We start from the raw sequence: 25,512 nt of genomic DNA, 5'->3' as shown, positions 1-25,512 counted from the left end.
CAGGTTAATGCTGAAAATCAGGCATCCGGCTGGCTCTCCGTGTATCGGAGCAGCTCCTGCCGAACCTCCTCGGTCGTAGCCAGTTGCAGCAGGCGGTCGGTCAAGGTGCGGCAATCCCGGCTGTCCAGCCTGGAGATAGCCTGTTTAACCTTGACGATCGAGCCTGCATCCATGCTCCATTCGTCGAGACCGAGCCCGATGAGCAGCGGAGCGGCCAGGGGATCCCCGGCCATCCCGCCGCACATGCCCGCCCATTTGCCCTCGCGATGGGCGGCTTCGATGACCTGCCGGATCAGCAGCAGAACGGCAGGATGGAAGTAATCGTACAGATAGGAAACCTTCTCGTTCATCCGGTCTACAGCCAGCGTATACTGAACGAGATCGTTCGTCCCGATGCTGAAGAAGTCGACCTCTTTCGCGAACGAGCCGGCGAGGAGGGCGGCGGAAGGGATTTCGACCATTATTCCGACCTCGACCGAATCGGAAACGGAGACTCCTTCCTGTACCAATTCCCGGCGCGCCTGTTCGTAGAGCGCCTTGGCTTGCCGCCATTCCTCCAGGCTGGATATCATGGGAAACATGATCTTAATGTTTCCGTATTGGCTGGCCCTGAGCAGAGCCCGCAGCTGGGTATGCAGCAGCTCCTTCCGATCAAGACCGATGCGGATGGCGCGATAACCGAGGAAGGGATTCGCTTCCTTCGGCAAATTCAGATAAGGAAGCTCCTTATCTCCGCCGATATCCATCGTGCGGATGACGACCGGACGGCCGTTCATCCGTTCCGCCACTTCCCGGTAAGCCGCGAATTGCGCATCCTCGTCCGGCAGCCGGTTCGAATTCATGTACAGGAACTCGGTCCGGTACAAGCCGATGCCTTCCGCGTTCTGCTCCGCGGCGATAGCCGCTTCCTGAACGGTTCCGATATTCGCGGCCACCTCCACACGGACTCCGTCCTTCGTCTCGGCCGGCAGGGAACGGAACCGTTCCAGCGCGCTCAGCTCGCTCTGTTCGCTGCTTTGGCGCCGGCGGTACGCTTCGATCGTCTCCGGCTCCGCATGCCGGATGCAGAGCCCCCGGCTGCCGTCGACGATCAGCAGCTCTCCGTCGGCGATCTCGCGAACGGCTTCTCCCGCTCCGACAACGGCGGCTATGCCAAGCGAACGGGCCAGAATGGACGTATGGGAGGTCTTCCCGCCCATTCTTGTAACCAGCGCTTGTACATACCTCTTGTCGAGCTGGACCGTATCGGAAGGCGCCAGATCGTCGGCAACGACGATGACTTCCTCACGCAAATCGGCGAGTCCGGCGCGCTTACCTCCCAATAGCTGCGACAGCAGCCGCTTGCCCAAATCGCGAATGTCGGCGGCTCGCTCCTGCATGTATTCGTTGTCCATTCGCTCGAACCGCCCGGCGAAATGCTCCGTCACCGCACTGACGGCCTGCTCGGCGCTGAGGAGCTCCTCCCGCACCCGTTTCTCGATCTGCGGATAATAGGCCGGGTCGGACAGCATCCGCGCCTGGCCGACGAGAATGCCGGCCTGCTGCTCGCCAAGCGTCTGCTTGGCTTGCTCCGCCAGCTCCGTCAGCTCGGCCTCGCTCTGTTCTTTGGCCCGGTTCAGCCGTTCAAGCTCGGCCTCCACCTCTTCCGCGGCAATCTCCTCGCGAATGCTCGCCGGTTCCGTCTGTTCCCGCAGCACGAACGCTTTTGCGATTCGTATTCCATCCGAGACACCGATGCCCTGGATTAACTGTTCCGCCATTATTCTTCACCAAACTTGCTCTCGATCAGCTCCGCCAACCCGTCAACGGCCTCCTGCTGATCGGGACCTTCAGCTTCGAGCGTAATCTGTGACCCTTTGACAAGACCTAAGGTCATCAGCTCCAGCATGCTCTTGGCATCGGCTTCTTCGCCGGCGGCATTCTTGATTTTGATCGTCGCTTGATATTCATTCGCTTTATCTACGAAAAGCTGTGCGGGACGCACGTGAAATCCTTGTTCATTCTGTATGGTCAGTTGTCTCGCTACCATGTAATCTCCTCCTATCGGTGAACCGTCTCTATTTTATAAGGGTAGGGAATCAGGAAAGAAGAGAAATTCTTTCCCGGTAACGCTCGATCAGAGCGTTGTTATGATCATCGGCACCATCAATGTTGCCGCTTAAAAATACGGGAGGCTCATACCCCTGTTCAGCCATGAAAGCGATGGCTTGCGCCAGAATAGCATTAAGAATGGCAGCGCCTATCACCGTGGAGGTCGGAGTGAAAGGAATCGGTACGTCCGGATGGGTAAGGACGGCGTCTCCTTTGACCGCGTAATTGTCAATGACCAGATCCACGGAGTTGTACAAATGCTTGCCGCTGGAATGCCGCGAAGGCTGGCTTCCGGAATAGTCCAGAGAAGTTATGCCGATCGTGAAGGCGCCTTTGGCCTTGGCGATTTGGGCAACATCGACCGGAACCGGGTTCCGTCCCGAAGTAGAGAGGACGAACATCACCTCGCCCGGACGAATGTCCTGATCATGCATGAAGGTTTCAGCCAGCCCATTCTGTCTTTCCAGCTCCGAGGAACGGACCGCCCCTTCGTGAAGCATCAGCTTCTCGATGAAAATAGGGCGGATTGGAACAAGCCCGCCGGCCCGGTAGAAAACTTCCTCCGTCAAAATATGCGAATGCCCGCAGCCGAAGAGGTGGATAATTCCGCCGTTCATAATGGCTTCCGCCGTCTTCCGGGCGGCTTGGGAGATCGTCTCGGACTGCCGGCTCTCAATTTTGTTCAGCATTTCATGAAGATGATTAAAATAAGTTTGAAGCATCCGGCATCATTGCTCCTTTCCGGATAGTATTCGTTTTTTGGCATTCTCAATCATCGTAGTCATCGTTCGCAGGGTCGTTTCGATAATTTGCTCGCCCTTCTCCTTCGTGGCCAGCGTGGCATCTCCCAGCACCGCGGTTGAGGTAAATTCCTCCCAGGGGGTCGGGGTACAGTCGGCCTCCAGATCGATCGTCGGGATGTCGTTAATAGCTTTTGTCATATCTACATATTCCCCCGCCAAATATAGCATGTAGGAGGTTTCCAGCTCGCAAGCATGGAAATAGGAAGCATGGGAGGACGGGGTTTCCCGTACCTTCTCGATCGCTTCCTTGGAGCCGGGGTAGAAGAAATAGTACACTTTCAATTCCGGATAATCCCGGTAGAGCAGACGGGCTGCATCCTTCAGAGCGGGAGCGTTGCCGAGGTGCCCGTTCAGCATCACGAAGATGCGAAAGCCCTGGCGGACAAGACTTTCTCCGATGTCATACAGCATTTGGATCAGCGCCTCGTTGGAGACGTTGATGCTGCCCGGGAAGTTCTGCAGGCTCCATACTTGTCCATAAGGAAGAGTGGGCAGGACGAAGCTGTCCGTTCGCTCCGCCAGGCGCCGGGCCAGACGCTCCGCCAGGAAATTGTCCGTACCCAGGGGGAGGTGGGGGCCGTGAGCCTCCACGGCCCCGATGGGCAGGATGGCGCACGGCCTTTGTTCAATTTTAGCGGCAATCTCAAATGCATTCTCTTCTTGAAAGTTCATTATTCTGTCTCCTTACAGCTTGAAAGCGAAGCAATTTGCCGGATTCGTCACGAAAAATTTCTCAATCAATTGATGGCCGTCGAAGCCGGCCCGGTTCGCCTCGTCGATAAATCGCGGAACCCACTTGGCAATAATATATTCCAGCCCGAGACCATGATCGTAATGCTTGTAGTAGGTTTTGCGAGCCGTATCGCCGCTGATCAGAATCTGGTTCTCGTAGCCTTTGCGGACAAGCTCCAGAATAAGCTGAATTCGCGTGCTTTCAGGCGCATATTTGATTTTGGCGATTCCGTCGAAGGAGAGGTAGGCTCCGGTTCTCGCAATTTGTTCATGATAATACGGGTCGGGATTGCGATCCATATGTCCGAGGCTCAGGAAGCTAATGTCGATGTTCTCGCTGCGCAGCAGCTCGATCTGCTCCAGCCCCATCGTGCCGACTTCGGTATGGGAGTGAATCGGCGCCTTCGTTTCATGATGGGCGCGGGCGACGGCCCGAAGCGTCTTCTTCTCAAGCGGCGTAATCCGGTTGTAGCCGGTGCCGAACTTGACCTGGCCGGCCTTGAACGGAGTTCCTTCGAGGCCTTCCTCAACTTCCCTAATGACGAAATCCGCCAGTTCGTTAATGCTCTTCGCTTCTATCCATTCGTAATAAGTCTCATAGTCGCCTATAAGCGGCTTAAGCTCTTCTTTCACTTTGGCATCCCACAGAAAGCTTTTGTTGAAACCGGCGGTGCCGATAATCCGGACGCCCGTCTCCTGCATGATCCGGTATACGGCGGGAACATCACGGCCGTAATCGATAGCGGTGGCGTCTACGATCGCCTGGCCGCCATGCTTTTTGAAATCGAGGACGTCCAGCTTAGACTTCTCCGGATCGTCCAGCAGCAGGTCATCCACGCCGCGTTCCGACCAATGGGCCGGACGGCAGACGATATGCTCGTGGGAATAAGTGAACCCTAATTGCTCTTTGGAAATATCTGCATCAAGCGTACGTATAAAACTCATCCTGTATGCTCCTCCTGTCCTATCCTGTAATGTTTATCACATAGGAAACTTTAAGTTCTTTACAGCCTTAATGCGATGTACTTGTTTCCTGTCGTTATAAAAAGCTTCCGCCAAAACCGGGTTGTTCCTCTCCAACTCCGGGGCTCCCTGCAAAGTACTAGGAATACGCTTCGAAGGTTACGTGTTACTTTGTGGGGGATTACAAGGCACCGTAAGACTCTTTTTTAAAGAAATAGGAAAGTATAAGTTTTACCTTATACTTGTTCTTACCACATTAGAAAGTTTAAGTTCATTACAGCATTGAAATGGAACAAACTTTTTAATTGGCATAAAAGGCTACCTTTAAAACCGGGTTATTCGTCTTCGAAGAGGCTCCGTTAGAAGCTTTTTTTATTTTTCATCGTTAAACGCCCCTGTCCAAAGGACGTAGCCGTTTATCCTTGTATAAATGTGATTGCAGGAAGCGATAGATATGGTCAAGTTTCACGGACTTTAAGTGCCCTAGAATAACAACTGGGCCAGAAAACGGATGATCGGTCCGATAACGAACATGTCGGAATCGGCCGCCCACATCGCCGTATCCGGTATGGTGGACGAAATCAGGAAGCGAACCATGACAAATTGCCCCCAAGCTACGATGGTTGCGGTAAAGAAGCCGCCCAGCAACGCTCCCCGGACTCCGCCGGTTGCATTCCCGAACACTCCTGCCGTTGCCCCGTGGAAGAACAGAACAATCATGGTCGGTACGAAAATATAAGCAACGGTGCTGCCTAAGACGACGAGCCAGATCAATGCGCCGACGAACGCTCCGATAAATCCGAGAATAACCGCGTTGGGAGCGTAGGGGAATGTTACGGGAGCATCCAGCGCCGGCTTCGCACCGGGAACGATCTTGGTAGCGATCCCGTTGAAAGCTGGGACCAGTTCCCCGATGAACATCCGCACACCCATCAGAACAATGGCAATCCCACCGGCGAAGGTCAGAGATTGGATAATAGAGTACATGATGAAATTCTGTTCTCCGGCTTGAGCCACCAACTCCTGGGCACCCGGTGTCCCCTTCGTAACAATAACGACAGCGCCGACGAGGAACAGGACACCCATGCTCAGCGCGGTAATGACGTTCGAATCGCGGAGAAATTCCAGTCCTTTAGGGACTTTAATTTTTTCCGAGTCGTTGTTTTTATTGCCGAACAATTTGCCGAACAGCGCACCCAACAATGCGACGGAGGCGGAAGTATGTCCAAGGGCAATGTTGTCGTTTCCGGTAATTTTGCGCATAAAAGGCTGCGTTACCGCGGGCTGCAGCGTCCAGTACAGTCCCAAGATGACGGCAAGGAAAAGAACAAGCTTCCACTGAGCTACATCTCCAGAGGTATGAACGACGATTCCGGCAAAGATCGATGCGGTCCAGAACATCATGTGCCCGGTTAAGTAAATATATTTAAATTTCGTAAAGCGGGCGAGCAGCACGTTAATCAGAAATCCTACCAGCATGGCAAGAGTGACGGCGCTGCCGAATCTGGCGTTGAACCCTTCCTGGCCGAGAAATTGTCCCAGTGATTCGGCTTGCAGCCCGAATACTTCCTTCCACATCGGTTCGAATACATTCAAGGCATTGACGATAACGCCGGAACCGGCACCGATAATAAGAAAACCGATGACCGCCTTGAATGTCCCGCTGATGATTTGGCTGGTCGTTTTCTTCTGCAGCAGCAGGCCGAGCAGAACGATAAAGCCAAGCAGAATAGCGGGGGTACCGAAGATGTTAGTGGCTATCCAAAAAATGACTTCCATTGGACACTCCTCCTATAGTAATTACATGGCTTCCTTTAAGCTTTCCTTGATTTCATTCAAGTCGAAATAGTTATTAACGATAACAATTTTGGCCGAATGCCCTTGCAGGCTTTGGGCAAGCTCGTTGCTGGTCACGATGTAGTCGGCCGACATGCTGGAAGCCGTGGATACATCCGTATGCTCTACGTCTGCCTGAACGCCCATCTCCCTCAGTACATTTTCCACGTTCATTCTCAGAATCAGGCTAGTTCCTTGTCCAAGTCCGCATACACATAAAATTTTCATAAGATAACCTCCTAAGTATTTTTAAAATCCGGTTAATTTTCCTAACTCTCGCTAAATGAGCAAAGTAGCTGCATATCATTCGGCTAAACGTTCAAGCACCGGCCGTTAAGCTTCTGCCTTGGCGAGCAATGCACTTACCTCATCGGGTGTCGCAGCTTGTTTCATAGCTTCCACATTAGCCGGGTTATTGAGCAGGGTAGTCAATTTGCGCAGCAGCGTTATATGCTCTTCGCTAGATGAGGAGCCAAGGGCGAAGACGAGCTCCACGGGATCGTTATGGGCATGTCCGAATTCTATCGGCTGTTTCAACCGGACGAAGGAGACGGAAGCTTCATTCACCCCGTCTTCCGCTTTCGCATGGGGCAGGGCGATTCGTGGAGCGAGGACGAAATAAGGTCCTTTCTCCCGGTAGGAAGCGAGCATTGCTTCTATATAACTATTCTTCGCAGCTCCGCTGTCCACCAGAAGCCGGCCGGCTGCACGAATGGCTTCTTCGGCATTCTTAGCCTCGACATCCAATGAAATCAGGCTTGGTTCCAGAAAACGCATGGTAAAATCCTCCTTAGTGTGTCCTATGATGTAAAGGAATATTGATGGAGCATTCGCATTATTTCATCTTTATCGCTCTTATTCCCCAACAAGATTCTATTTTGTTCATCCTTGAGCATATCGGTTAATTGAGTCAGCGCCTTCAGATGAGATTCGCCGTCCAGGCTGGCTATAACAAATAACAGACGGACGCGGTGCTTCTTCAGACTGCTGAACGGAACCCCTGACCGAATAGAGAGAAGCGCCATGGAGGTACGAACGACACCGTCCTCCGGTTTGGCATGTGCAATCGCTATTCCAGGCGCGATGACGATATAAGGACCATGCTCTATGACTTTATCGATCATGGCCTGAACGTATTGCCGGACAATGCTCCCGTCATTCAAGAGCGGCTGGGAGGCCATCTTTATGGCTGAGCGCCAATCCGTAGCATCCTTGCACAGAACAATCCGGTTCGGGGTCAACAAATCCTTCAGTGTCGGCCTGTTATCCTGGATCGGCCGATTGCGGGCAGCCGTCAGATAGCGCTGAATCTCCTCCTGTAGGGCGGATTCATTAAGGACGCTGGAATGCTTCTTGACCAGCTCCATAATCGCCTGTGCGGAAGGGCCGGGGCCTTCTTCGCTCCCTCCATCCAGATAAGGCTGTACCTGGTTAAGCAGATGGACTTTCTCCGCATCGCTCAGGATGGGATTGACGATAAACACAGGGACGTTGCTCCCGGACAACGGAACGGTAGAAAAAATAAAATGAACCCATTCTGTAAATTTCTCATACTCCCGCAGCGAAAGAACGGCAACGAAATCAATGGCGGGGAATAAGCGTTTCAGCTGGATTCTAAGCATGCGCGAGGCCGAAATGCCATTAACGCAGACGATTGCGGCGGTTTTCCCCTGCACCGGCTCGACCTGCTCTCTGCGCAGCCAGCCGCCGAAGTGCATGGACAGATAAGCGATTTCCTGGTCATCCACCGGCTTTCCAAGCAGCTTCTCCAGTGGAAGCACCGATTTCTTGGTCAGCTCGAACACTTCCCGGTATTTCTGCATGATCGTATCCGCCAGGGGATTCTCGATTTTCAGATCATATTTGATCCGATAGAAGGCCGATTTCACGTGAAGGAACAACTGGTCTTCCAGTGCATTGCGTTGCTGGAAATAAACGCAGCCGAGCTGTTCGAAGGTTTCGATCATTTGTCTGGTGGCCTCGCGGAGCCTCTTGGTTTCGGGATTATGCGATTGTTCTCCCAGCTTGTTGACCTTGGCGGCCAATAAATGAACCGTTATATAACAGATCTCGTCCTCGGGAAATTCAATTCCGAACAAGGCTCCAAGCTCCAGGGAAATTTGTAAGGCTGCTTTAAATTGCGGTGTTTCCCGCAGGGCGGCTCTCTCATCCTGATCCATTGTGACGGCTTTGCCTTCAATCAGCCGGTTCGTAAACAGCAATAGACGGGCGGCCAACTGCAGAATTGTTTCGTCCGTCAGCTCCATCCCGATCGTTCGTTCCCCGGAGGCGATAATATCGTAGATGGAAGATAGCTGCTCGGCTTGGAAGGCAGGGGCTTGAGCCTGATACAGATTGGCATTGATCAGGCCCTGGATTTGCAGGACGAAATCTTTCCAGCTGATATGGGATAACAGCTCGGATAAAATATGCGAAAGTGCCGCTCTCTTATCCTTCTCCTTCCCCTCGACGATATAACCGTGCTTGCGGTCAAACGTCACCGTCAGTCTGAAGCCGGCCAATTCCTCCCGAAGACGTTTTAATTCGGTGTGGGCGGTTCCGCGGCTGACGTTCAGAAGCTGCTCCATGTCCTGAAGAAACAGGGGCTCTGTCCGATGGATCAGATGAAGTCCCAGCCAGGCCTTTCGTTCGTTACGGGACAGATAATACTGAGATGGCTGAACGGTTTTCGCAATGGCCGGCAGCTGCCTGCGGGACTCCTCCGGAAGCACGAAGCCCGCGCCGCGGACATAGTGAACAGGAGCCAGATGATTCGCCTGGAGCCATTCGTTGATTTTACCCATATCGTAATAAACCGTCCGTTTGGATATATGAAAAGCATCCATCAAATCCTGCAATGGTACATAATCTTCCCTCTCTTGCAATAAGGCAAGAATGGAAGTGCTCCTCTCGTCCAGAATAGTCCCGCACCCCCTCTATCCTTACGAATCCGACCCTCTTGCTAGTCATTATACTTAATGCCATGCTTGTGAAACAGCGCAATCATTGTCCCCTTATTTTTGCAAAATTATACGGATGTCATATTTTTTGATAAGTCGGCAAGTTTCTTGGTCGGGGATGTCGGATGTTGGCGGATCTCGAAGAAAGTGGCAGTATTTTCTGGTATAATATTGATTATGGATGATACGAAAGCGGGTTGAGGGGAAATTATGAATCTTTCACGGACCGAAAGAAAAATGTCGCAGCGCAAGAAGATGTATCAATCGATGATGAGAGCGACCGTCATTCTTTTTTTTCTTATGATTGTAACGATTATTGGACTGTACATATGGATGGAAAAGCAGTCATCCGCCCCTTCCTCCGGATCCGGGGGCGGGCCTGATGCGGCAGCTATAGATCCGGCTTCTTCTCCCAAGCCTTCTACAATGCCGAGTCCTTCGCCTTCCGAAGAGCCCGTGAGCTCACCATCACCATCCCCGTCCCCGGAGGATAGCGGTGAATCCGCCCCTCCCGCGGAGCCGGACCGTGGAGACGGGCCGAAGAAGCAGGTGACCCTGTCCTTCGTGGGGGATGTTCTGTTAGGAAGCACGGTGAATAATTTATTATCGGCTCACGGCTACGAGTATCCGTATCAGGATGTCCGGGAGCTTCTGCAGAAACCGGATTTAACGATTGCCAATCTGGAAACTCCGATTACGGACCGGGGGACAGCGGAGAAGGATAAAACCTATATTTACCGTTCTTCCCCGGAGGTTCTGCCTGCTTTTAAGGAAGCGGGGTTCGATTTGGTCAATCTGGCGAATAATCATACGATGGATTATGGGGTTGAAGGGCTGCTGGATACACTCGGCCATCTGGATGAGCAGGGGATTCTGAGGGTAGGGGCCGGAAGAGATGCGGACGAGGCGTTCCAGCCGGTAATTGTAGAGAAGAACGGGCTCAAAATCGCTTTCCTCGGATTTACGAAAGTCGTTCCCGATGCTTCTTGGAAAGCCGGCCTTGCGTCGCCCGGATTGGCAGACACCTACAGTCATATCCGCCCGGTACGGGAGATTGAGAAAGCAAAGGAACAGGCGGACCTGGTCATCGTCATCGCGCATTGGGGCGAGGAGCGTAAGGACCACCCTAACCAGGAGCAAATCGATCTGGCCCATCGATATATAGATGCCGGCGCGGATTTAATCATCGGAGGACATCCGCATGTGCTGCAAGGTTTTGAGCAATATAACGGGAAATGGATCGCGTACAGCCTTGGGAATTTTATTTTCACAACGAATAACAACGCCAAAACGCTCGAAACCGTCATTCTGGAGGCGACCTGCTCGACCGACGGCTGTGATCTTAAGGCCGTGCCGATTTTTACCCAGTGGGCGAAGCCTGTTGTCATGGAAGAGCAAGAAGGGCAGCAGCTTTACGAGCGATTGACCTCCATATCGAGGCAGGCTTTTGTCGATAAGGACGGATACATTCACGCAGAGGAATAGCTGACTTTGTAGTAAACAGGTTGAGGTGTAGTAAGAGTAAAGGAAGTCGCGCCTCAAGGCCCTAGAACATGGTGAAATTGATCTTATATGCACTTATTTTGATGTGAGAAACCAAGGCCGTGCGAACTATATTTAGAATCATACGCTTATTCCGCTTTGCGAAAGGAGGAGCCGAAGCAATGTTCGAACAGATCAGAAATGTATACTGCGTTGGCAGAAATTATCGCCTGCATGCCGCAGAATTAGGCAATGCCGTTCCGGATAAGCCGATGCTGTTCATGAAGCCAAGCCACGCTCTGGTTCCCATGGATGGCCGAACTATCGGACTTCCCTCTGGCGTCGGCGAGATTCATTATGAGGCGGAGCTGGTCATTCATATTGGACGCTCTTATGAACCGGGAATTTCCGTGGACGAGCTCGTGGACAAGATGGCTCTGGGGATAGACTTTACCTTGCGGGATGTTCAAACGGCACTGAAAGCGAAAGGGCAGCCTTGGCTTCCGGCCAAGGGCTTTCTTCAATCGGCGCCGATTGGACCGTTTCGGGCTTTTCCTGGCATTGCAAGAGCCGGAGAGGGTACGTTCCACTTACGGAAGAACGGGCAGATGGTACAGAGCGGACAGCCTCGGGGTATGATCTTTGACCTGCAGGGGATCGTGGATTTCTGTGCGGAGCATTATGGAATAGGGCCGGGTGATTTGATCTTTACCGGAACTCCGGAGGGTGTCGGTGCGGTCGCGGATGGAGATAGGCTTCAGCTTTACTGGAATGATGAGCCTGCGGGGGATATATTGATTTCTGTTAAATGAAATTAACCGACAAGACCGCCTCGGTCACTTGACCCTATGATGAGGCGGTCTTTGTATTTGAATGACCGGGTTATTCATCTTCAGTTCCGGGGCTCCCCGCAAAGTACCCGGAATACGCTTCAAAGGTCATACGTCACTTTGTGGGGATTGTAGGGCTCCGTTTGGGGCTTTTTTTTAATTTAGCTGTGTGTACTTAAGAGCTATCCTTTTCTATGGAAAGTAATGATTTTATTAACTATTCAAATATTTGTATAAGAGTAAAAGAAAAGAAGATTTCTCTCAGCCTGACTTTATTTTAACGTAGAAAAAGAATGTTAGCGGAGGAGGGATTGAGAGCTTCATAGTTTTGAAAACGCTTTACCATGCTGACGGCAAATTTACTGAAAGGGGAATGAGAATGATTTGTACTTGGAAGTGGGTAGGGAATCGGGAGAAAAAGGCTATAAGTATGCTATGGATTGTCTTGTTGGGTACCGCTTTGGCGGTTCTGCTGATCCCTTCCGCAGCTCGGGCCGAAGCCGCCGTAACGATCGATTCACATCAAGATGGCGAGGAGGTACCGGCAGGGAAGGTCACTTTATCGGGAACCTATACGGACTCTTATCAAGTTCAATTAATGGTTAACGGCCGTTTGGTTGCGGATGTTCATATGAATGATCCGGATGGGAATGATTCGGGTGATTGGTATTACATTCTGGATACGGCAACCATGGACGGGGAATTTCAGATTGCGGCCAAAAGCCTCGATAGAAAAACGCGTTACGGCGTCTGGTCCGAATGGATGACGCTAAAGGTGGATAACCCGCCGGCAAGCCTTCCCGTCGTGACCATTGCAAGTCCTTCGGATGGAGCTTATGTTCATGGGAAGGTTCCGATAGAAGTTGAAGCGTATGGACGAAATCCGGTGGAAAATGTGGAGGTTAGAATTAACGGGGGACCATGGAATCGGGCCGAATCGTTGGGGAAGGAGAACAGGTATCGCTATATCTGGGATTCCTCGGGACAGGGAGACCGAACATTGAGCGTGGAGGCGAGAGCGGCCGATTCCAACGGCAACATCGGCAGAAGTATGACAACGTACGTGAAATCCGGGAAGGGAACCCAGGAAGAAGTGAAGGTTATTCATCAGGATAGAGCCATCTGGATTTGGGAGCCGGCGGCCTACAACCTCTTGCTGAATCCGGGCTCGCGCCAGGTGCTGGACGCGATGGCGAAGGATACCGAAACTTTCGGTTCGCAGCCGGTAACCACTCTGTATCTTGCAGTAGACAGTTATGCGGGGGTGGATATCCTGGAGGATGACCCGGGGAAGGTACGCGAGTTCATTGCTTGGGCTCATGCCAACGGCTATCAGGTTCATGCCTGCATTGCAGGAGGAACCTCGCCGCCCTATCTCGGAGCACTGGCTCCATATCACGATCGTGCGGTCCGGTTAATGGAGAAAATTGTGAGCTATCAACTGGCATCGGAGAAGGAAGAACGGTTCGATGGGGTCAATGTCGATATTGAGCCATATATTATGCCGAGTTTCAAAACAGACGCGCCTTCTGCGCAAATCGAATACTTGGATGTCTTGGCTAAAATGATTGAACGCCGGGATACGGCGGGCGTCAACCTGGCCTTCGGACCCGCGATTCCAAGATGGTATGACTCATCGGATCAGGCCAGAGATATTCCCTGGAATGGCTCGACCCAATGGCTGTCCGAGCATATCCAGGACATTAGCGACTATATTGCGATTATGAATTATCGCGATACGGCGGACGGTTCCGTCGGACTTATCCACCAAGTGGCGGGGGAGATGGCCTATGCCGAAAACATCGGCAAGCCGAACTCGGTCGTTATTGCTGTGGAGACGCTGGATATCGCCAACAGCGGCGACCCATCATCCATAACTTTCCGGGAAGAGGGAAGAAGCTACATGGAGAATGAGCTTGCCAAAGTATACGCAGCCTACTCCGGCAGCCCGGCATTCGGCGGAATGGCGATGCATCACTATGACTCGGTCCGCGAGCTTCCTTCGGATTGGAGTCGGGACCGGTACTATTGGGAGCCTCCTGCGGATAATGAACGCCCTTCCGCCCTGACAGCCCCGCCGACAGCATCCGCCTTCAATCATGAGCGAATCGATCTGCGTTACGGAATGGCTTACGATAATTTGGAGGTCGCCCGCTACAATATTTACCGTGGTACGGAAAGCAGCTTTGAGACGGGGCCATGGAACCTGGCCGGGACGTCCCGCTCACTGCGCTTCACGGATGAAGGCTTGCTTCCGAATACTACGTATTATTACAAAGTGGCTGCCGTCGATTTGCAGGGAAATATCGGTCCGGCTTCCGATGCTGTGCCGGCTACTACAGGAAGCACGGAGCTGAAGCCGATGATCATTGACGGCATGACGGTAGAGCCCTCCGGTACGGGAGTTAAGGTGTCATTGAAGGTTGTCGATTATAAGACGGGAGAGGGAATTGCCGCTTCCGCACACGGCCGGTTCACCTATGCCGGCGGTAGATATGTTGATTTCGTCACAGGAGCGGACGGGACGGGAAGCGCCTTATCCGAAAGAATCGATGCCGGAGAGCAGGCCGGCTTTGAGCCGAGAAGAATAATGGCTCCGGGCTATTATTGGGCCAAGGCGTACGACCGTCCGCATACGGCGGAGCTTTATTCCACAAACTCTTATCTAAGCAGCCTGCAGGTTGGCGAAGAAACCCTATCCCCCGTGTTTCATCCGGATACGAAGGCATACGCCGTTACCGTTTCGGAGAGCGTATATGAACTGAGAGTGACTGCAACAGAGATGGATGAAGCGTCCGAGTTGACTATCAACGGGCAACCTGTTGAAAGCGGGCAGCCGTCCGGCCCGATTGCCGTGCCCGAAGGAAGAAGTATTATAGCGGTGCAGGTTAAAGCGGAGGATGGCTCCGCCAGCCGTTATATTATTGAAGTAAGGCGTCCGTCCGCCGGAGCTGAAGTCGTGCCGATAACGGAGGATACTTATGCCAGAAGCGGTCCGCAAGCGAACAAAACCTTCGGAAACGACAAATGGATTGAGGTAGGCGAGCATCCAAAAGGGGCGGCCGTCAAGCATGAGAGAATCGGGTATATGAAAGCAATCCTGCCGGAAGATTCGGCCCGATCCTATGTTACAGCCAAGCTTCACTGGTATGTCGATAAAATAGGGAAATCTTCTGTGCCGCTAACAATATACGCCTTCTCGGGCGAGTCATGGGCCGGCCGAGACCTGACCTGGAATACGGCTCCTGAAGCCAGTAACGCGGTTAACTGCGGTTCGGTGACGATAAACGGCGAAGGCTGGTACGAGTTGGAGATTAGCGGATGCTTGTCGGGGCTTGAGGCTGCCGAAGGAGAGATTTCGTTCATGCTGCTCGATGAGAGCGCAGCCGGTTCGTTAGTCAGGATTAACAGCATAGAGAACGCCCGACATTCACCGTATCTGGAGCTGCGTTAATCGAAATCGCAGGGTTGAGGGATTACTTATTGCATCGGCAATATTATAAGGCCGGTTAACGGATTCGTTCGGGTGAAAGACGTGCGAATCCGAATAACCGGCCCTTTTTATTGTAACGGTGCAACAATCATCTTTAACTGCAATTCGTTTATTGCCGGAATTACTCCTGCAATCGTATTATCAGCTTCCCGGCGGAATGGCAATGCTCTGTATCGGCTTCAGAGTCTGCAGGTCATTTGCCCGGATTTCGGAAGGGGATAAAGTGTACAGAGTAATTCCGATATAAAGAATGCGCTGCACATTCTTGCGGCTGTCATACCAGTACTGTCCCGCTTTCGCCATATCCTCCTCGGACAGATGCGAAATTTTGCCCCGCAGTTGGAAGCCGTTCACCGGGTCAAGGGAATAAATATATGCCCCCTGGAAAACAAAATCGCCATGGGAGACTACATCCATCCTATTCTTCTTGTTCTCGCTCACCTCAGCCACCGTTACCGGGAAGGCCAGCAAATTTTTCTCCTTAGAGAACAGCAGGGCCCGATGGTTGTGGAGCAGTTCCGATTCCGTGCCGCGGTCGCCGATCGTCTCATTAAACAGTTCGATTGGCCGGGTAATGTCGCTCACATCGAACAGGGCCACCTTCATCCCTTGATAATAGGCCTGCGGCTGGCCTACAGCCCGGCCTGAGGCGTCCTTCTCGACGACTTCCACGGCTTCCTTGCCGAAGCCGATCAAGTGGTTCTCGTCATACGGATGCAAATAGTCGCTGTAGCCGGGAATTTTAAGCGCACCCAGTAATTCAGGCGAGGCCGGATCAGACAGATCGAAGGCGAACAACGGATCCACGGTTTTGAAGGTGACCATATAGCCGCGATTTCCCATAAATCGAACGGAATAAATTCGTTCTCCCGGAGCTATTCCTTCTATTTTACCCGTTACGTTCATAGCTTCATCGAGAATATATAGGTTGTTCTTGGATGTATGCTCATCGTTCCGCCACATATCTCCGGTCGTCGTCGCAATTCGGAACCTGCCTTCGTATTCGTCCATCGCAAACTGGTTGATAGGAGTCCCCGGAACGGTTCCGCTGGCAACATAACGGGTCTCTCCTTCATCCAGCCTGAATTTAAAGATTTGGCTGTTAGCCTTAAGCGGGCGGGAAGGAAGCCGCAGCTTCATGCTCTGCTCCGTGCTCTCGGAGGCTGCAGCCTCGTCTTTGTCATATTGGGTCCGGGTCACGTACAGATGATTAAGCGATACGTAGACCTGCTCGCCCGCCCCCAGATAAGTTGACACATTAACGGGTTCAGTTCCTTTGTCTAACCGGAATCCGGCGACATGCAAGTAATTCGATCCGGAGAAATCCGGGAAATAAGTGATTTGGTCATATCCGATTTCAATAGGCTCTTCCGATTGGGCGGAATCCTTATACTGCGGTGCCCGGGTTTCTTGGCCTTTCTCTAGGATCGCATAAGCGTTCAGATATTGTTGTGTGACAAAATATAAGCTGTCGCCGATTTTACGGGAGGCGACGTAATTGCCTTCCAGCTCCACTTCCCGAACGAGGGCCGGATTGCTTCTATTTTCAAGACTGTAAACCACCGCTTTGGTTGAGTTCGGGAATATGGCCGGCATTACCAAGTCCTGGGTTCGCGCTTTTTCCTTGGTCATCGGCAGCACTCTATTTTCAACAGGCGCGGAGCCAACTACTACCAGGAAACGGTCATCCACATAGATATCAGCCGGATGGATAACGTCATTGAGGTCGATGGTCGACAGAATCTTCATATCGGTGGCGGGTACCGCCGAAGTAATGATCACCCGGTTCTCGTTGACCTGATAAATATATTCTCCATCCGTTTTGACAAGGTCTCCTTCATCGACACCCTCTACCTGGAGATTGGTTCCGGAAAAATCGGCACTTGAGCCCCCCGTTGCCACAGCGGCTGATTCCATCGCCATGGGGGATTTAATTAAGGCAGAGTCCCCCTGCAGCTTCAGATTGGTTTCTTCCTTCTGAACGGTAGCGGCAAGCAAAGCCTTCAGGTTGTCATAGGTCCCCACCTTGGGAAGAAATAAACCTTCGTCATCCACCAGTACTTGTTCTCCCACCGAGTCCCACTTCACAATATACCCCAGTCCCTCGCTCATCGCCCGCAGGGGCACCATCAAGTGATCGCCGTTAATCACAGCCGGTTGTTCCATTTCATGAGAAGTCCCGTTACGGTATGCCGTTGTCTGGTTAACGGAGACCTTCCATTCCTTTCCTTCCCGAACAGCGGTCGCCGAATGAGTGGAAGCATCCCATTCGACCGATGCCCCGAGCTTATTTGCCCATTCCCTCATCGGCACCATCATCGTTCCGCCTGTTTGGAAGGGAGCGGTTTCAAAATAAACGGTTTCCCCGTTCAGGACTACAGGATATCCGCTGCTTTCGACAACGGATGCCTGGAATGAGGAAGAAATCAGGCAAACCGCCAAAATCATCAGCAGAATCGGAATCCGCCGTAATCTTTTCAATGGAATCGACCTCCTAGAAAAAATTGCTTATTTTTCCTCCTAGACGGGCCCGGCTGGTAAAATGTTGCAAAAAAACGTGAAAAAGAAAAGAGCTCTTTGATAGGCAGAAAAAGATAATGGGTGAAGGAAATAACCGGGGAGCGGGGCCAAAAGAAGCGGAGCTTTTTAGTTCGTTGGCATTATGAGGTCGATATTTAGAGGGATTGTAAGGGGTTAAAGAAAGCCCTCCCGCCGAAAGGAGACGGGCGGGAAGGCAGGTGAATTACACTTCGATTTTATTAAACCAGTCGGCACTCTTGGCAACAACGAGCCGATACAGCAGGAAATTGATCAGCCCGAAAATAATCAGCAGACCGAAGAAAACAAAGGGCAGAGACAAATCCAGGAACAGAATAGGTATAACGACCAGCGCGGCGGTCAAAAAGCAGATCAGCGTGGAAAATAGAGAGTTGATATTTTGCTTAACCGCCTTTTGTTCATTGTCCCAATTCAATTTGGGAAAATGAATATCGATGATAATGCCGATGAAGGACGCAAATAATACGGCAGGAATGCCCAAGGCCACAAGCAATATGGCATAATAGACCGGAAGCCCCAGCAATATAACCGCCACTATAATGGCCAGAACAACCGTTATCATGCCGAGCAGCAAACCGGAAAGTACTTTGGCCATCACCATTTTCGCAAAAGGAACGGGCAAATATTTATTGACGAATATCCCTTGGCCTTCCCGTGAGATGGCAGTGGCCGCAGTCGGATTCATCCCCCCGGAAAATAAGAAGAAAGCGAAGGCAATCCCCAGAACAATACCTGCTGTGCTTTCATTAAACATATGCGGGCTCAAATTTTTGATCCCCTGAAGATTGCCCGATTGGGCAACCAATGGAATAACAAGAAGGATGGGCCAGAGAAAAGAAATGAGAACACAGTTTGTAAAATAAGCCGGTGTCCGAAATAGCAGCTTCAACTCTTTCACCGTATAAGCTTTGATCACGGAGCTTTGCTGTGTCATCTTGTCCATCTTCTCGTCGCTTACCTTCTCTCTGCGAGCCGACGATTCAGACATGCCCATGACTGCTTTGAAATAGAGCCAATCGCCAAGCAGCATAAAGATCCAATAGGCTACTGCGGAAACGGCCAGGAAGGCAAGCAAATACCCTAATCCGGCCAGTGCCGGTCCGTTAATCAGGGCCAGTGCTGCCAGCTTGGCATTGGGGAAGAACATGGTCATGGCATTCATAATGGAATTATTGCCTTCGGTCACGATCTTCTGCATCTGTTCCGGATCCAGATTATTGTTAGCAAACCGTTGAAAGAAGAAGTTGAAGCTGACCGCCAGGATGATGGCGGCGGCTCCGCCGATCATGCGATAACGGTCCTTATGCTTGGAAACATTCGTAAATCTCATGATCAGCATGGCAATGACCGAAGCAAGAAGCAGCGGCAGAAGCGGCAGTACAAGAAAGATAACTACGGAAAATACGTAATACAATATGCCTGCACCGCTAACGATTCCGTAAGAGACTAAGATCGGCATGAGAATAAAAAGCTCGGTTAAATATTCGTACGTAAGAGCTACCGAAAATTTAGCCGTCAAAATCTGTGAAGGCTTAAGCGGGAGCGGGAGCAAATGCTCCAGATCCTGGGCGAAGAAAAAAACATTGATTACGTAAAAAATTCCGAAGAAGAAAATGACGACGCTGACGATGGACAGTCCCAATGCGAGAATGAGCCCTTCCTGCTGGATGGCAGCCAGCCCTTCGTATAAGACAGAGACTAAGAAATAAAACATGGAAAAAACCGGGACCAAACCGACCGTGATAAGAAGGGGAACCAAAAATCCGAGAGGAATCTTTCTCTTTTTGTTTTTACTTCCCCAGTTTCCGCTTCCGTTTTTGAGCAGAATTCTGGTTAGCGATAAGGTCTTATTCATGTCCAGTCATCTCCAGGAAGATTTTTTCCAGCGATTCATTCGATTTGAAGTGCTCTTGCATTTCCTTGAAAGTTCCGCAGAAGCGAATCACGCCTTTATTGATAATAGCGACGCGGTCGCATAATTTCTCGGCTACCTCCAACACGTGAGTAGAGAAAAAAACGGTTTTCCCGGCGTTGGTATGCTCCTTCATCATTTCCTTTAAAGTATAGGAAGACTTGGGATCTAACCCGGTTAGAGGCTCGTCGAGAATCCATACGGATGGGTTATGGATCAATACGCCCATTATAACGATTTTTTGTCTCATTCCGTGAGAATAACTCTGAATAGGATCGGAAAGCACGTTTTCCATACTGAAACGGCCGGCCAGTTCATCAATCCGCTGTTTGCGCAGTTCTTTGGGCACGTCATACATATCGGCCATAAAATTCAAATATTCCAGCCCTTTCAGCCGCAAGAAGAGATCCGGACTGTCCGGAACGTAACCGAACTGCCTCTTGGCTTCTAATGAATTGTGTATAGCGTCTACGCCATTGATCAGAATGGAGCCCTGATCGGGGCTGGTAATCCCGGTAATCATCTTGATGGTCGTAGTTTTGCCTGCGCCGTTAGGACCAAGAAAACCGAATATTTCACCTTGCGGAATGGTCAATGTCAGATTATCAACGGCTTTGTGAGTTCCGTTATAAGTTTTGGTCACATTCGTTAACTCAATCATGTGCCTATCCCTCCGTATTTGTCTAATAATGATGCCATGAGATTAGTAGGCTTCTCTCTGCAGATAATACGTTTATCTTCCTCCATTCGTTTCATCCGTATAAAAAAAGTTCCTCGGACACTCTTCTCCGATTCATAATAAACAAGAACATCAGAAAACAAGCGCCCGGATAAGGACCGGACGCTTGACAGCATATCCCGATGTTTACTTGGAAAGCTCCTCCATCTGCTCGATGATATTCCGAAAGACGCTCATAGCTTGCTCGATTGGCTCGGGGGTGGACATATCTACCCCGGCCCGCTGCAGAATCGAGATCGGATAATCGCTGCCGCCGCTGCGAAGGAAGCCCAGGTAGCGTTCTACGGCCGGCTGCCCTTGATCCAGAATCTGCTTCGCAAAGCTGGTTGCCGCAGAGAAGCCGGTGGAGTACTTATAAACGTAGAAGCTATTGTAAAAATGTGGAATTCGTGCCCACTCCATCTCTATATCCTGGTCAACTACCATGTGATCGCCATGGTACTTTTTGTTTAAATCATAATAGATTTGACTGAAGTCCTGATGAGTAAGAGATTCTCCCTGCTCCGTCTTCTCGTGGATGATTTTCTCGAACTCGGCGAACATGGTCTGGCGGAAAAGAGTCGTCCGGAATTGATCGGCGTAATACGTAAGCAGGTACATTTTGGCTTTCGTATCGGTCGTTTTCTTCAATAAATAGTCCATAAGCAGAGCTTCATTCAACGTAGAAGCTACTTCGGCCAGGAAAATCGGGTATTGGGCGTAGCGGTATTCCTGGCTTTCATCGGACAGATACGAATGCATGGCATGACCCATCTCATGAGCGAGTGTAAACATGCTGTTCAAGTTATCCTTATGGTTTAACAGGACGTAGGGGTGGGTTCCGTAGGCTCCCCAACTGTAGGCGCCGTTTCGCTTGCCTTCATTCTCGTAAACATCAATCCAGCGATCCTCGAATCCTTGCCGAAGGATATTCAAGTAATTGTCTCCCAACGGCTTGAGACTGTCGAGCACCATTTCCTTGGCTTCCTCATAAGAAATATCCCACTTGAATTCTTCAACGAGCGGTGCGAACAAATCATACATATGCAGCTCATCGACCTGAAGCAGCTCCTTGCGCAGCTTCATATAGCGGTGAAGAAGAGGCAGAGAATCATGGACGGTGTCGATCAGATTGGTGTATACCTCCTTCGGAATATTATCACCGAAGAGAGCCGCTTCCAGAACGGAAGGGTATTTTCGTACTTTGGCATAGAAGACATTTTTCCCGATGTTGGAGCTTAAAGTCGCGCCGAGCGTATTTTTGTTCTTCCGGTATGTGGCATACATGGCGTCAAAAGCGCTCTTGCGGACATTGCGGTCTTTACTCTCCAGAAATTGAATGTAACGGCCGTGAGTCAGCTCAACGTCCTGGCCTTCTTCATTCTTAATCGTCGGGAACTTCATATCCGCATTGTTCAGCATCCCGAAGATCGTTTCCGAAGCGCGGGAGATGCTTCCCACCTGAGCCAATAAGGCTTCCTCCGATTTGGACAGGATATGGGCCTTCTGACGAAGCATCTCTTCCAGAGTCCGCTTGTAAAAGCCAAGCTCCGGATGACGGATCAGAGCGTTAATTTCTTCCTCCGACAGCGCTAATATTTCCGGGGTAATAAAAGAAAGAGCTTCGTTCACTTCGACACTTAATTTTCTGGCTTTCTCCGACAGCGCCTGGTAGGTAGGATCCGCCATATCTTCATGATGCTTCATATTAGAGTAAACATAGAGTCTTTCGGTATGTAGGGAAATCTGATCTTCCAGCTCGAAGCAGCGTTTAATTTCAGCGGGATCGTGCAGCTTGCCTTGAAATTGTGCGGCTTCTTTAATCAATCTCTTGACTTCGTCATATTCCTTATCCCAAGCTTTCTGATCCGGAAACAGGTCTTCCAGTTTCCAGGTATGTTCCTGTGCTACTTCCGAACGCTTGACTACTTGATTCATATTAGCCCTCCTTAACAAATTCAATGTTTTCTGTGCCGAAGCCGCCGGGAGGCCAGTGGCCGCAAGGATCATACAGAAGGCGGTAACAGCAGGAATTACCCGCATGGTACATCCCCCCTATTATTTTCCTCTAGTATGAACCGGCACTGCTCATATTATAAAACAATATCCTCCCTAATGGTTCCTATTTCCAATTGGACCCGGCAGTAAAAAATAGATAAACGATGAGAAAAAACGAAAAACAGACGAGAAGCAGCGCACATATGGCAAGAGGCCGCTTCATCTGATCAGGAATCGAGTCCCGTTTAAAAATAAGGACCCCTGCGAGGCAGAATGATACGATAATGAAGGTGATGACGGTTCCGGAATCAAGCAATATATTCACCTCAAACAAATAGTATGCCTATTAATGTTCTCCAAATCCATATTGAATTCCTGCTCGCCCCCGAAACCGAATGGGAGACAGGGGGGGAGGTCAAACTATACCCGTAACGACAAACTAAGGAGAAGACAGCCTGTGAATATATTAACGAAAGAGAAACCGAATAAACCTGTGCTGGCGGAAGAGGCCGAACCGATATCTATGACGGTTGCACAATATATTGTAAAGCAGTTGTCCGCATGGGGGGTACGCCGAATTTACGGAGTCATTGGCGATACGACCTTCGATTTGCTGGATGAGTTGGCCCGGCAGAACGAAATCGCCTATATCGCTTGCCGGCACGAGGGAGCGGCCGCCCTAATGGCTTCGGCCGAAGCCAAATTAACCGGACGAATCGGTGTATGTCTGGCAACAAGCGGCCCGGGAATCGCCAACTTGCTCAACGGTCTGGCGGATGCCGCAGCGGACCGGGCCGGCGTACTGGCGATAACCGGTCAGGTCGCCTCCGACCAAATCGGAACGGGAACGAAGCAGGAAATCAACCAACAGCTATTGATCCAGCCCATTGCCCGCCAGAGCGAGCTGCTGGCGCATCCTGACGCACTGCCGCAATTGCTGCAGCGGCTGCTGGTCCATGCCGTACTTCATGGCGAGGTAACACATCTGTCCATCCCGAAGGATGGATTTCGTAAGAAAGTAAGGGGAGAAGTCGTCCCCTACTTTCCACATCTCCATCAGGCGGTAGAGACCCCGCTGCAGCTTTGGGAGGATGCTGCCCGGCGTCTGGATTCGGCGATGCGCCCCGTCATCTATGCGGGACGTGGCGCAGAGAGCGCTTCCCAAGAGCTGATTCGATTGGCCGAGAAGCTGGGTGCCCCGATAATTACTTCCCTTCCGGCAAGAACGTTGGTCCCGAACGATCATCCGCTCTATGCCGGAGGTTTGGGTCAGGCAGGCAGCGAATGCTCCAGCCTTATTCTGGCCGAATGCGACCTGGTCCTGATGCTGGGGGCCACTTGGTGGCCGGACGATTATGTGCCTAAGCAAGCGTCCGTGCTCCAAATCGATATCGATCCGTCCCAGATGGGCAAGGGGCATCCGCTCGTTCAAGGAATCGTGGCCGATCTGGCGAGTGCTCTTCCGAAAATAAATGAGCGTCTCGGACAACAGCCGGATCGGACCTCCTGGAAGGAACGGACGGCCAAGCTTCGAGAAGCCTGGAGGCTTCGCATCGAGGGGGAAGCGGCACTCGAAGGAAGCCCGACCCCGCCTCAGGCGATCATGGCGGAGTTGTCCGATTGGCTGGAATCCGATGCAATCATTGCGGTAGACACGGGAGACCATACTCTATGGTTTAACCGTATATATCAAGCCAAGCGCGAGCAGCGGATTCTGATCTCCGGACGATGGAGGACGCTCGGCTTCGCCGTACCCGCTGCTATCGCTGCGAAGCTGTGCTGCCCGGAGCGCCAGGTGGTAGCTGTGGCCGGGGACGGAGGCGCCGTACAGACGCTGCTTGAATTTCAGACCGCTGTGGAGCAGGGGCTCCCTATAACTGTTTTGATCATTAATAACGGAGCTTATGCGATGGAAAAAAACAGGATGCTTGCAGAGGGGATGAATACACTGGGAAGCGTTATTCGCAATCCCGACTTCGCTGCGGTAGCCAAGGCGTTGGGAGGATATGGCCGAAGAGTTGAGGACAGGAATGGACTGAGAGAGGCATTGACTGAAGCGCAGAAGAATCCGCAGCCTGTCCTAATTGAGGTGATGACCGCAGATACGGTCGTTCCGCATACATCGGCTTGAGAAAGGAAGTCGGTCGGGATCCCGACAAGGCTAACTAAAGACACTTCGTCGGCAAGGAACATTTTCGGCTGCGGAGGAATAGAATGGAGAGCAATAGGGTTCATTGCGCGAAAAAAAGCTTGGCCGCTATTCGCGTTGAATAGCGGCCTGTTTTGTCTGCTGAATCCTATCCTTATTGGCCTGCGGGGCTGGGTGTGCTCTGCATCCGGTTTTTGCGCAAACCGAGCAGCAGGACAGCCACGATGACTACAATTACGAAAGCCCATTTGGCAATGGGGGATACAAACAGCAAATTATGAACGAAAGGCTCATCGGTAATCATTTTGGCTGCCGTAAAGGCTAGAACCCCGGAGCCGATATAAATGATCCATGGAAAACGACTCATCCATTTCAGGAAAAGTGTGCTGCCCCAAATCATTATCGGGACGCTAATGAGAAGGCCGATAATGACGAGCACATAATTGCCATGCGCTGCTCCTGCGATCGCTAGTACGTTATCCAGCCCCATCAGGACGTCGGCAATCAAAATGGTGGAGATGGCTCCCCAAACACCCGGTTTAGCCTGCATCTCATGACTTTTGTTATCGACCAGCAGCTTATAGGCGATCCAGACGAGAAGAACGCCTCCAACCAGCAGAAGTCCCGGAAACTTCAGCAGCCAAGTGACGGCCAGAGTAGCTGCGGCACGAATGACGACAGCACCAATAGTACCAATGATAATGACTTTCTTCTGCATTTCTTTGGGAACGTTGCGAGCGGCTAATCCAATGACGATCGCGTTGTCCCCGGCCAGCACCAGGTCGATTATGATAATATTGACAAGTGCCAAGAGGAAAGTGACGGAGAATATGTCCAAGTGTACCACTCCTTAAATAGTATAACCTCATGAAGAATCATTGCCCATCACTATTTATCCGTCAGTTTTCTGGAATCATATCCGGCCATCGGATCAGGCAGGGAACCCGATGGCCGGAGCCAGAGCCGTTAGCAAATTTTCCTATCCT

Annotated in this window: 18 protein-coding genes; 4 read left to right on the top strand and 14 right to left on the bottom strand. The window is 51.3% G+C overall.

The genetic code is table 11. From position 1 onward, the window contains the following. Positions 1–17 precede the first annotated feature (17 nt). The 9 genes from ptsP to FS806_RS00210 form a co-directional block, all read right to left on the bottom strand. Complete coding sequence (gene ptsP, locus FS806_RS00250) at positions 18–1,760, bottom strand: phosphoenolpyruvate--protein phosphotransferase (protein ID WP_144931982.1); 1,743 nt, start codon at positions 1,758–1,760, stop codon at positions 18–20. Continuing rightward, positions 1,760–2,029 (bottom strand): HPr family phosphocarrier protein, encoded by a 270-nt coding sequence (locus FS806_RS00245; protein WP_144931980.1) that lies wholly within the window; start codon positions 2,027–2,029, stop codon positions 1,760–1,762. The genes ptsP and FS806_RS00245 overlap by 1 nt, the downstream gene beginning before the upstream one ends. A 49-nt stretch (positions 2,030–2,078) precedes the next feature. Continuing rightward, the gene (locus FS806_RS00240) at positions 2,079–2,813 is read right to left on the bottom strand and encodes an SIS domain-containing protein (RefSeq protein WP_144931978.1); all 735 of its coding nucleotides are present in this window, start codon (positions 2,811–2,813) and stop codon (positions 2,079–2,081) included. 6 nt (positions 2,814–2,819) lie between these two features. Next, entirely contained in the window at positions 2,820–3,566 is a 747-nt protein-coding gene (locus FS806_RS00235) for a creatininase family protein (RefSeq protein ID WP_144931976.1), read from the bottom strand. Between the two features lie 12 nt (positions 3,567–3,578). Further along, on the bottom strand, positions 3,579–4,571 hold the full coding sequence (locus FS806_RS00230) for a phosphotriesterase family protein (protein ID WP_144931974.1): 993 nt from the start codon (positions 4,569–4,571) through the stop codon (positions 3,579–3,581). Positions 4,572–5,072: 501 nt separating this feature from the next. Next, positions 5,073–6,368, bottom strand: a complete 1,296-nt coding sequence (locus FS806_RS00225) for a PTS ascorbate transporter subunit IIC (protein ID WP_144931972.1) — start codon at positions 6,366–6,368, stop codon at positions 5,073–5,075. Between the two features lie 21 nt (positions 6,369–6,389). Next, positions 6,390–6,653 (bottom strand): PTS sugar transporter subunit IIB, encoded by a 264-nt coding sequence (locus FS806_RS00220; RefSeq protein ID WP_144931970.1) that lies wholly within the window; start codon positions 6,651–6,653, stop codon positions 6,390–6,392. Positions 6,654–6,758: 105 nt separating this feature from the next. Next, positions 6,759–7,202, bottom strand: coding sequence for a PTS sugar transporter subunit IIA (locus FS806_RS00215; protein WP_144931968.1), 444 nt, complete (start codon positions 7,200–7,202; stop codon positions 6,759–6,761). Positions 7,203–7,225: 23 nt separating this feature from the next. Next, on the bottom strand, positions 7,226–9,322 hold the full coding sequence (locus FS806_RS00210) for a BglG family transcription antiterminator (protein ID WP_144931966.1): 2,097 nt from the start codon (positions 9,320–9,322) through the stop codon (positions 7,226–7,228). A gap of 273 nt (positions 9,323–9,595) precedes the next feature. On the opposite strand from FS806_RS00210, the gene FS806_RS00205 reads away from it, so the two are divergent. From FS806_RS00205 to FS806_RS00195, 3 genes are all read left to right on the top strand, one after another. Then, entirely contained in the window at positions 9,596–10,870 is a 1,275-nt protein-coding gene (locus FS806_RS00205; protein WP_144931964.1) for a CapA family protein, read from the top strand. A 179-nt stretch (positions 10,871–11,049) separates the two neighbouring features. Beyond that, positions 11,050–11,679: a fumarylacetoacetate hydrolase family protein gene (locus tag FS806_RS00200; RefSeq protein WP_144931962.1), complete on the top strand. Its 630-nt coding sequence runs from the start codon at positions 11,050–11,052 to the stop codon at positions 11,677–11,679. Between the two features lie 397 nt (positions 11,680–12,076). Continuing rightward, positions 12,077–15,151, top strand: coding sequence for a CBM96 family carbohydrate-binding protein (locus FS806_RS00195; protein ID WP_144931960.1), 3,075 nt, complete (start codon positions 12,077–12,079; stop codon positions 15,149–15,151). Between the two features lie 180 nt (positions 15,152–15,331). Here the strand turns inward: FS806_RS00195 and FS806_RS00190 are convergent, their stop codons facing one another. The 4 genes from FS806_RS00190 to pepF all read right to left on the bottom strand — a co-directional run bounded on the left by FS806_RS00190 (position 15,332) and on the right by pepF (position 22,317). Further along, entirely contained in the window at positions 15,332–17,671 is a 2,340-nt protein-coding gene (locus tag FS806_RS00190) for a beta-propeller domain-containing protein (protein WP_144931958.1), read from the bottom strand. Positions 17,672–17,933: 262 nt separating this feature from the next. Beyond that, a complete protein-coding gene (locus tag FS806_RS00185; protein ID WP_144931956.1) occupies positions 17,934–19,604 on the bottom strand; it encodes a putative ABC transporter permease subunit in 1,671 nt (556 codons plus the stop codon). Next, positions 19,597–20,322, bottom strand: coding sequence for an ABC transporter ATP-binding protein (locus tag FS806_RS00180; protein WP_144931954.1), 726 nt, complete (start codon positions 20,320–20,322; stop codon positions 19,597–19,599). Before FS806_RS00180 ends, FS806_RS00185 begins: the two co-directional genes overlap by 8 nt. Before the next feature lie 204 nt (positions 20,323–20,526). Then, positions 20,527–22,317: an oligoendopeptidase F gene (gene pepF / locus FS806_RS00175; RefSeq protein ID WP_186328130.1), complete on the bottom strand. Its 1,791-nt coding sequence runs from the start codon at positions 22,315–22,317 to the stop codon at positions 20,527–20,529. 517 nt (positions 22,318–22,834) lie between these two features. On the opposite strand from pepF, the gene FS806_RS00165 reads away from it, so the two are divergent. After that, positions 22,835–24,508 carry a thiamine pyrophosphate-binding protein gene (locus FS806_RS00165; RefSeq protein ID WP_260981915.1) on the top strand — a complete coding sequence of 558 codons (1,674 nt, stop codon included), beginning with the start codon at positions 22,835–22,837 and terminating at the stop codon, positions 24,506–24,508. A gap of 172 nt (positions 24,509–24,680) precedes the next feature. Here FS806_RS00165 and FS806_RS00160 read toward each other — a convergent pair whose 3' ends face one another. After that, complete coding sequence (locus tag FS806_RS00160; protein ID WP_144931948.1) at positions 24,681–25,364, bottom strand: TerC family protein; 684 nt, start codon at positions 25,362–25,364, stop codon at positions 24,681–24,683. Between the last annotated feature and the right edge of the window lie 148 nt (positions 25,365–25,512).

Source organism: Paenibacillus sp. 32O-W (assembly GCF_007679495.1).
Lineage (GTDB): Bacteria > Bacillota > Bacilli > Paenibacillales > NBRC-103111 > Paenibacillus_L > Paenibacillus_L residui.
This window is presented reverse-complemented; position numbering and strand designations above follow the sequence as displayed.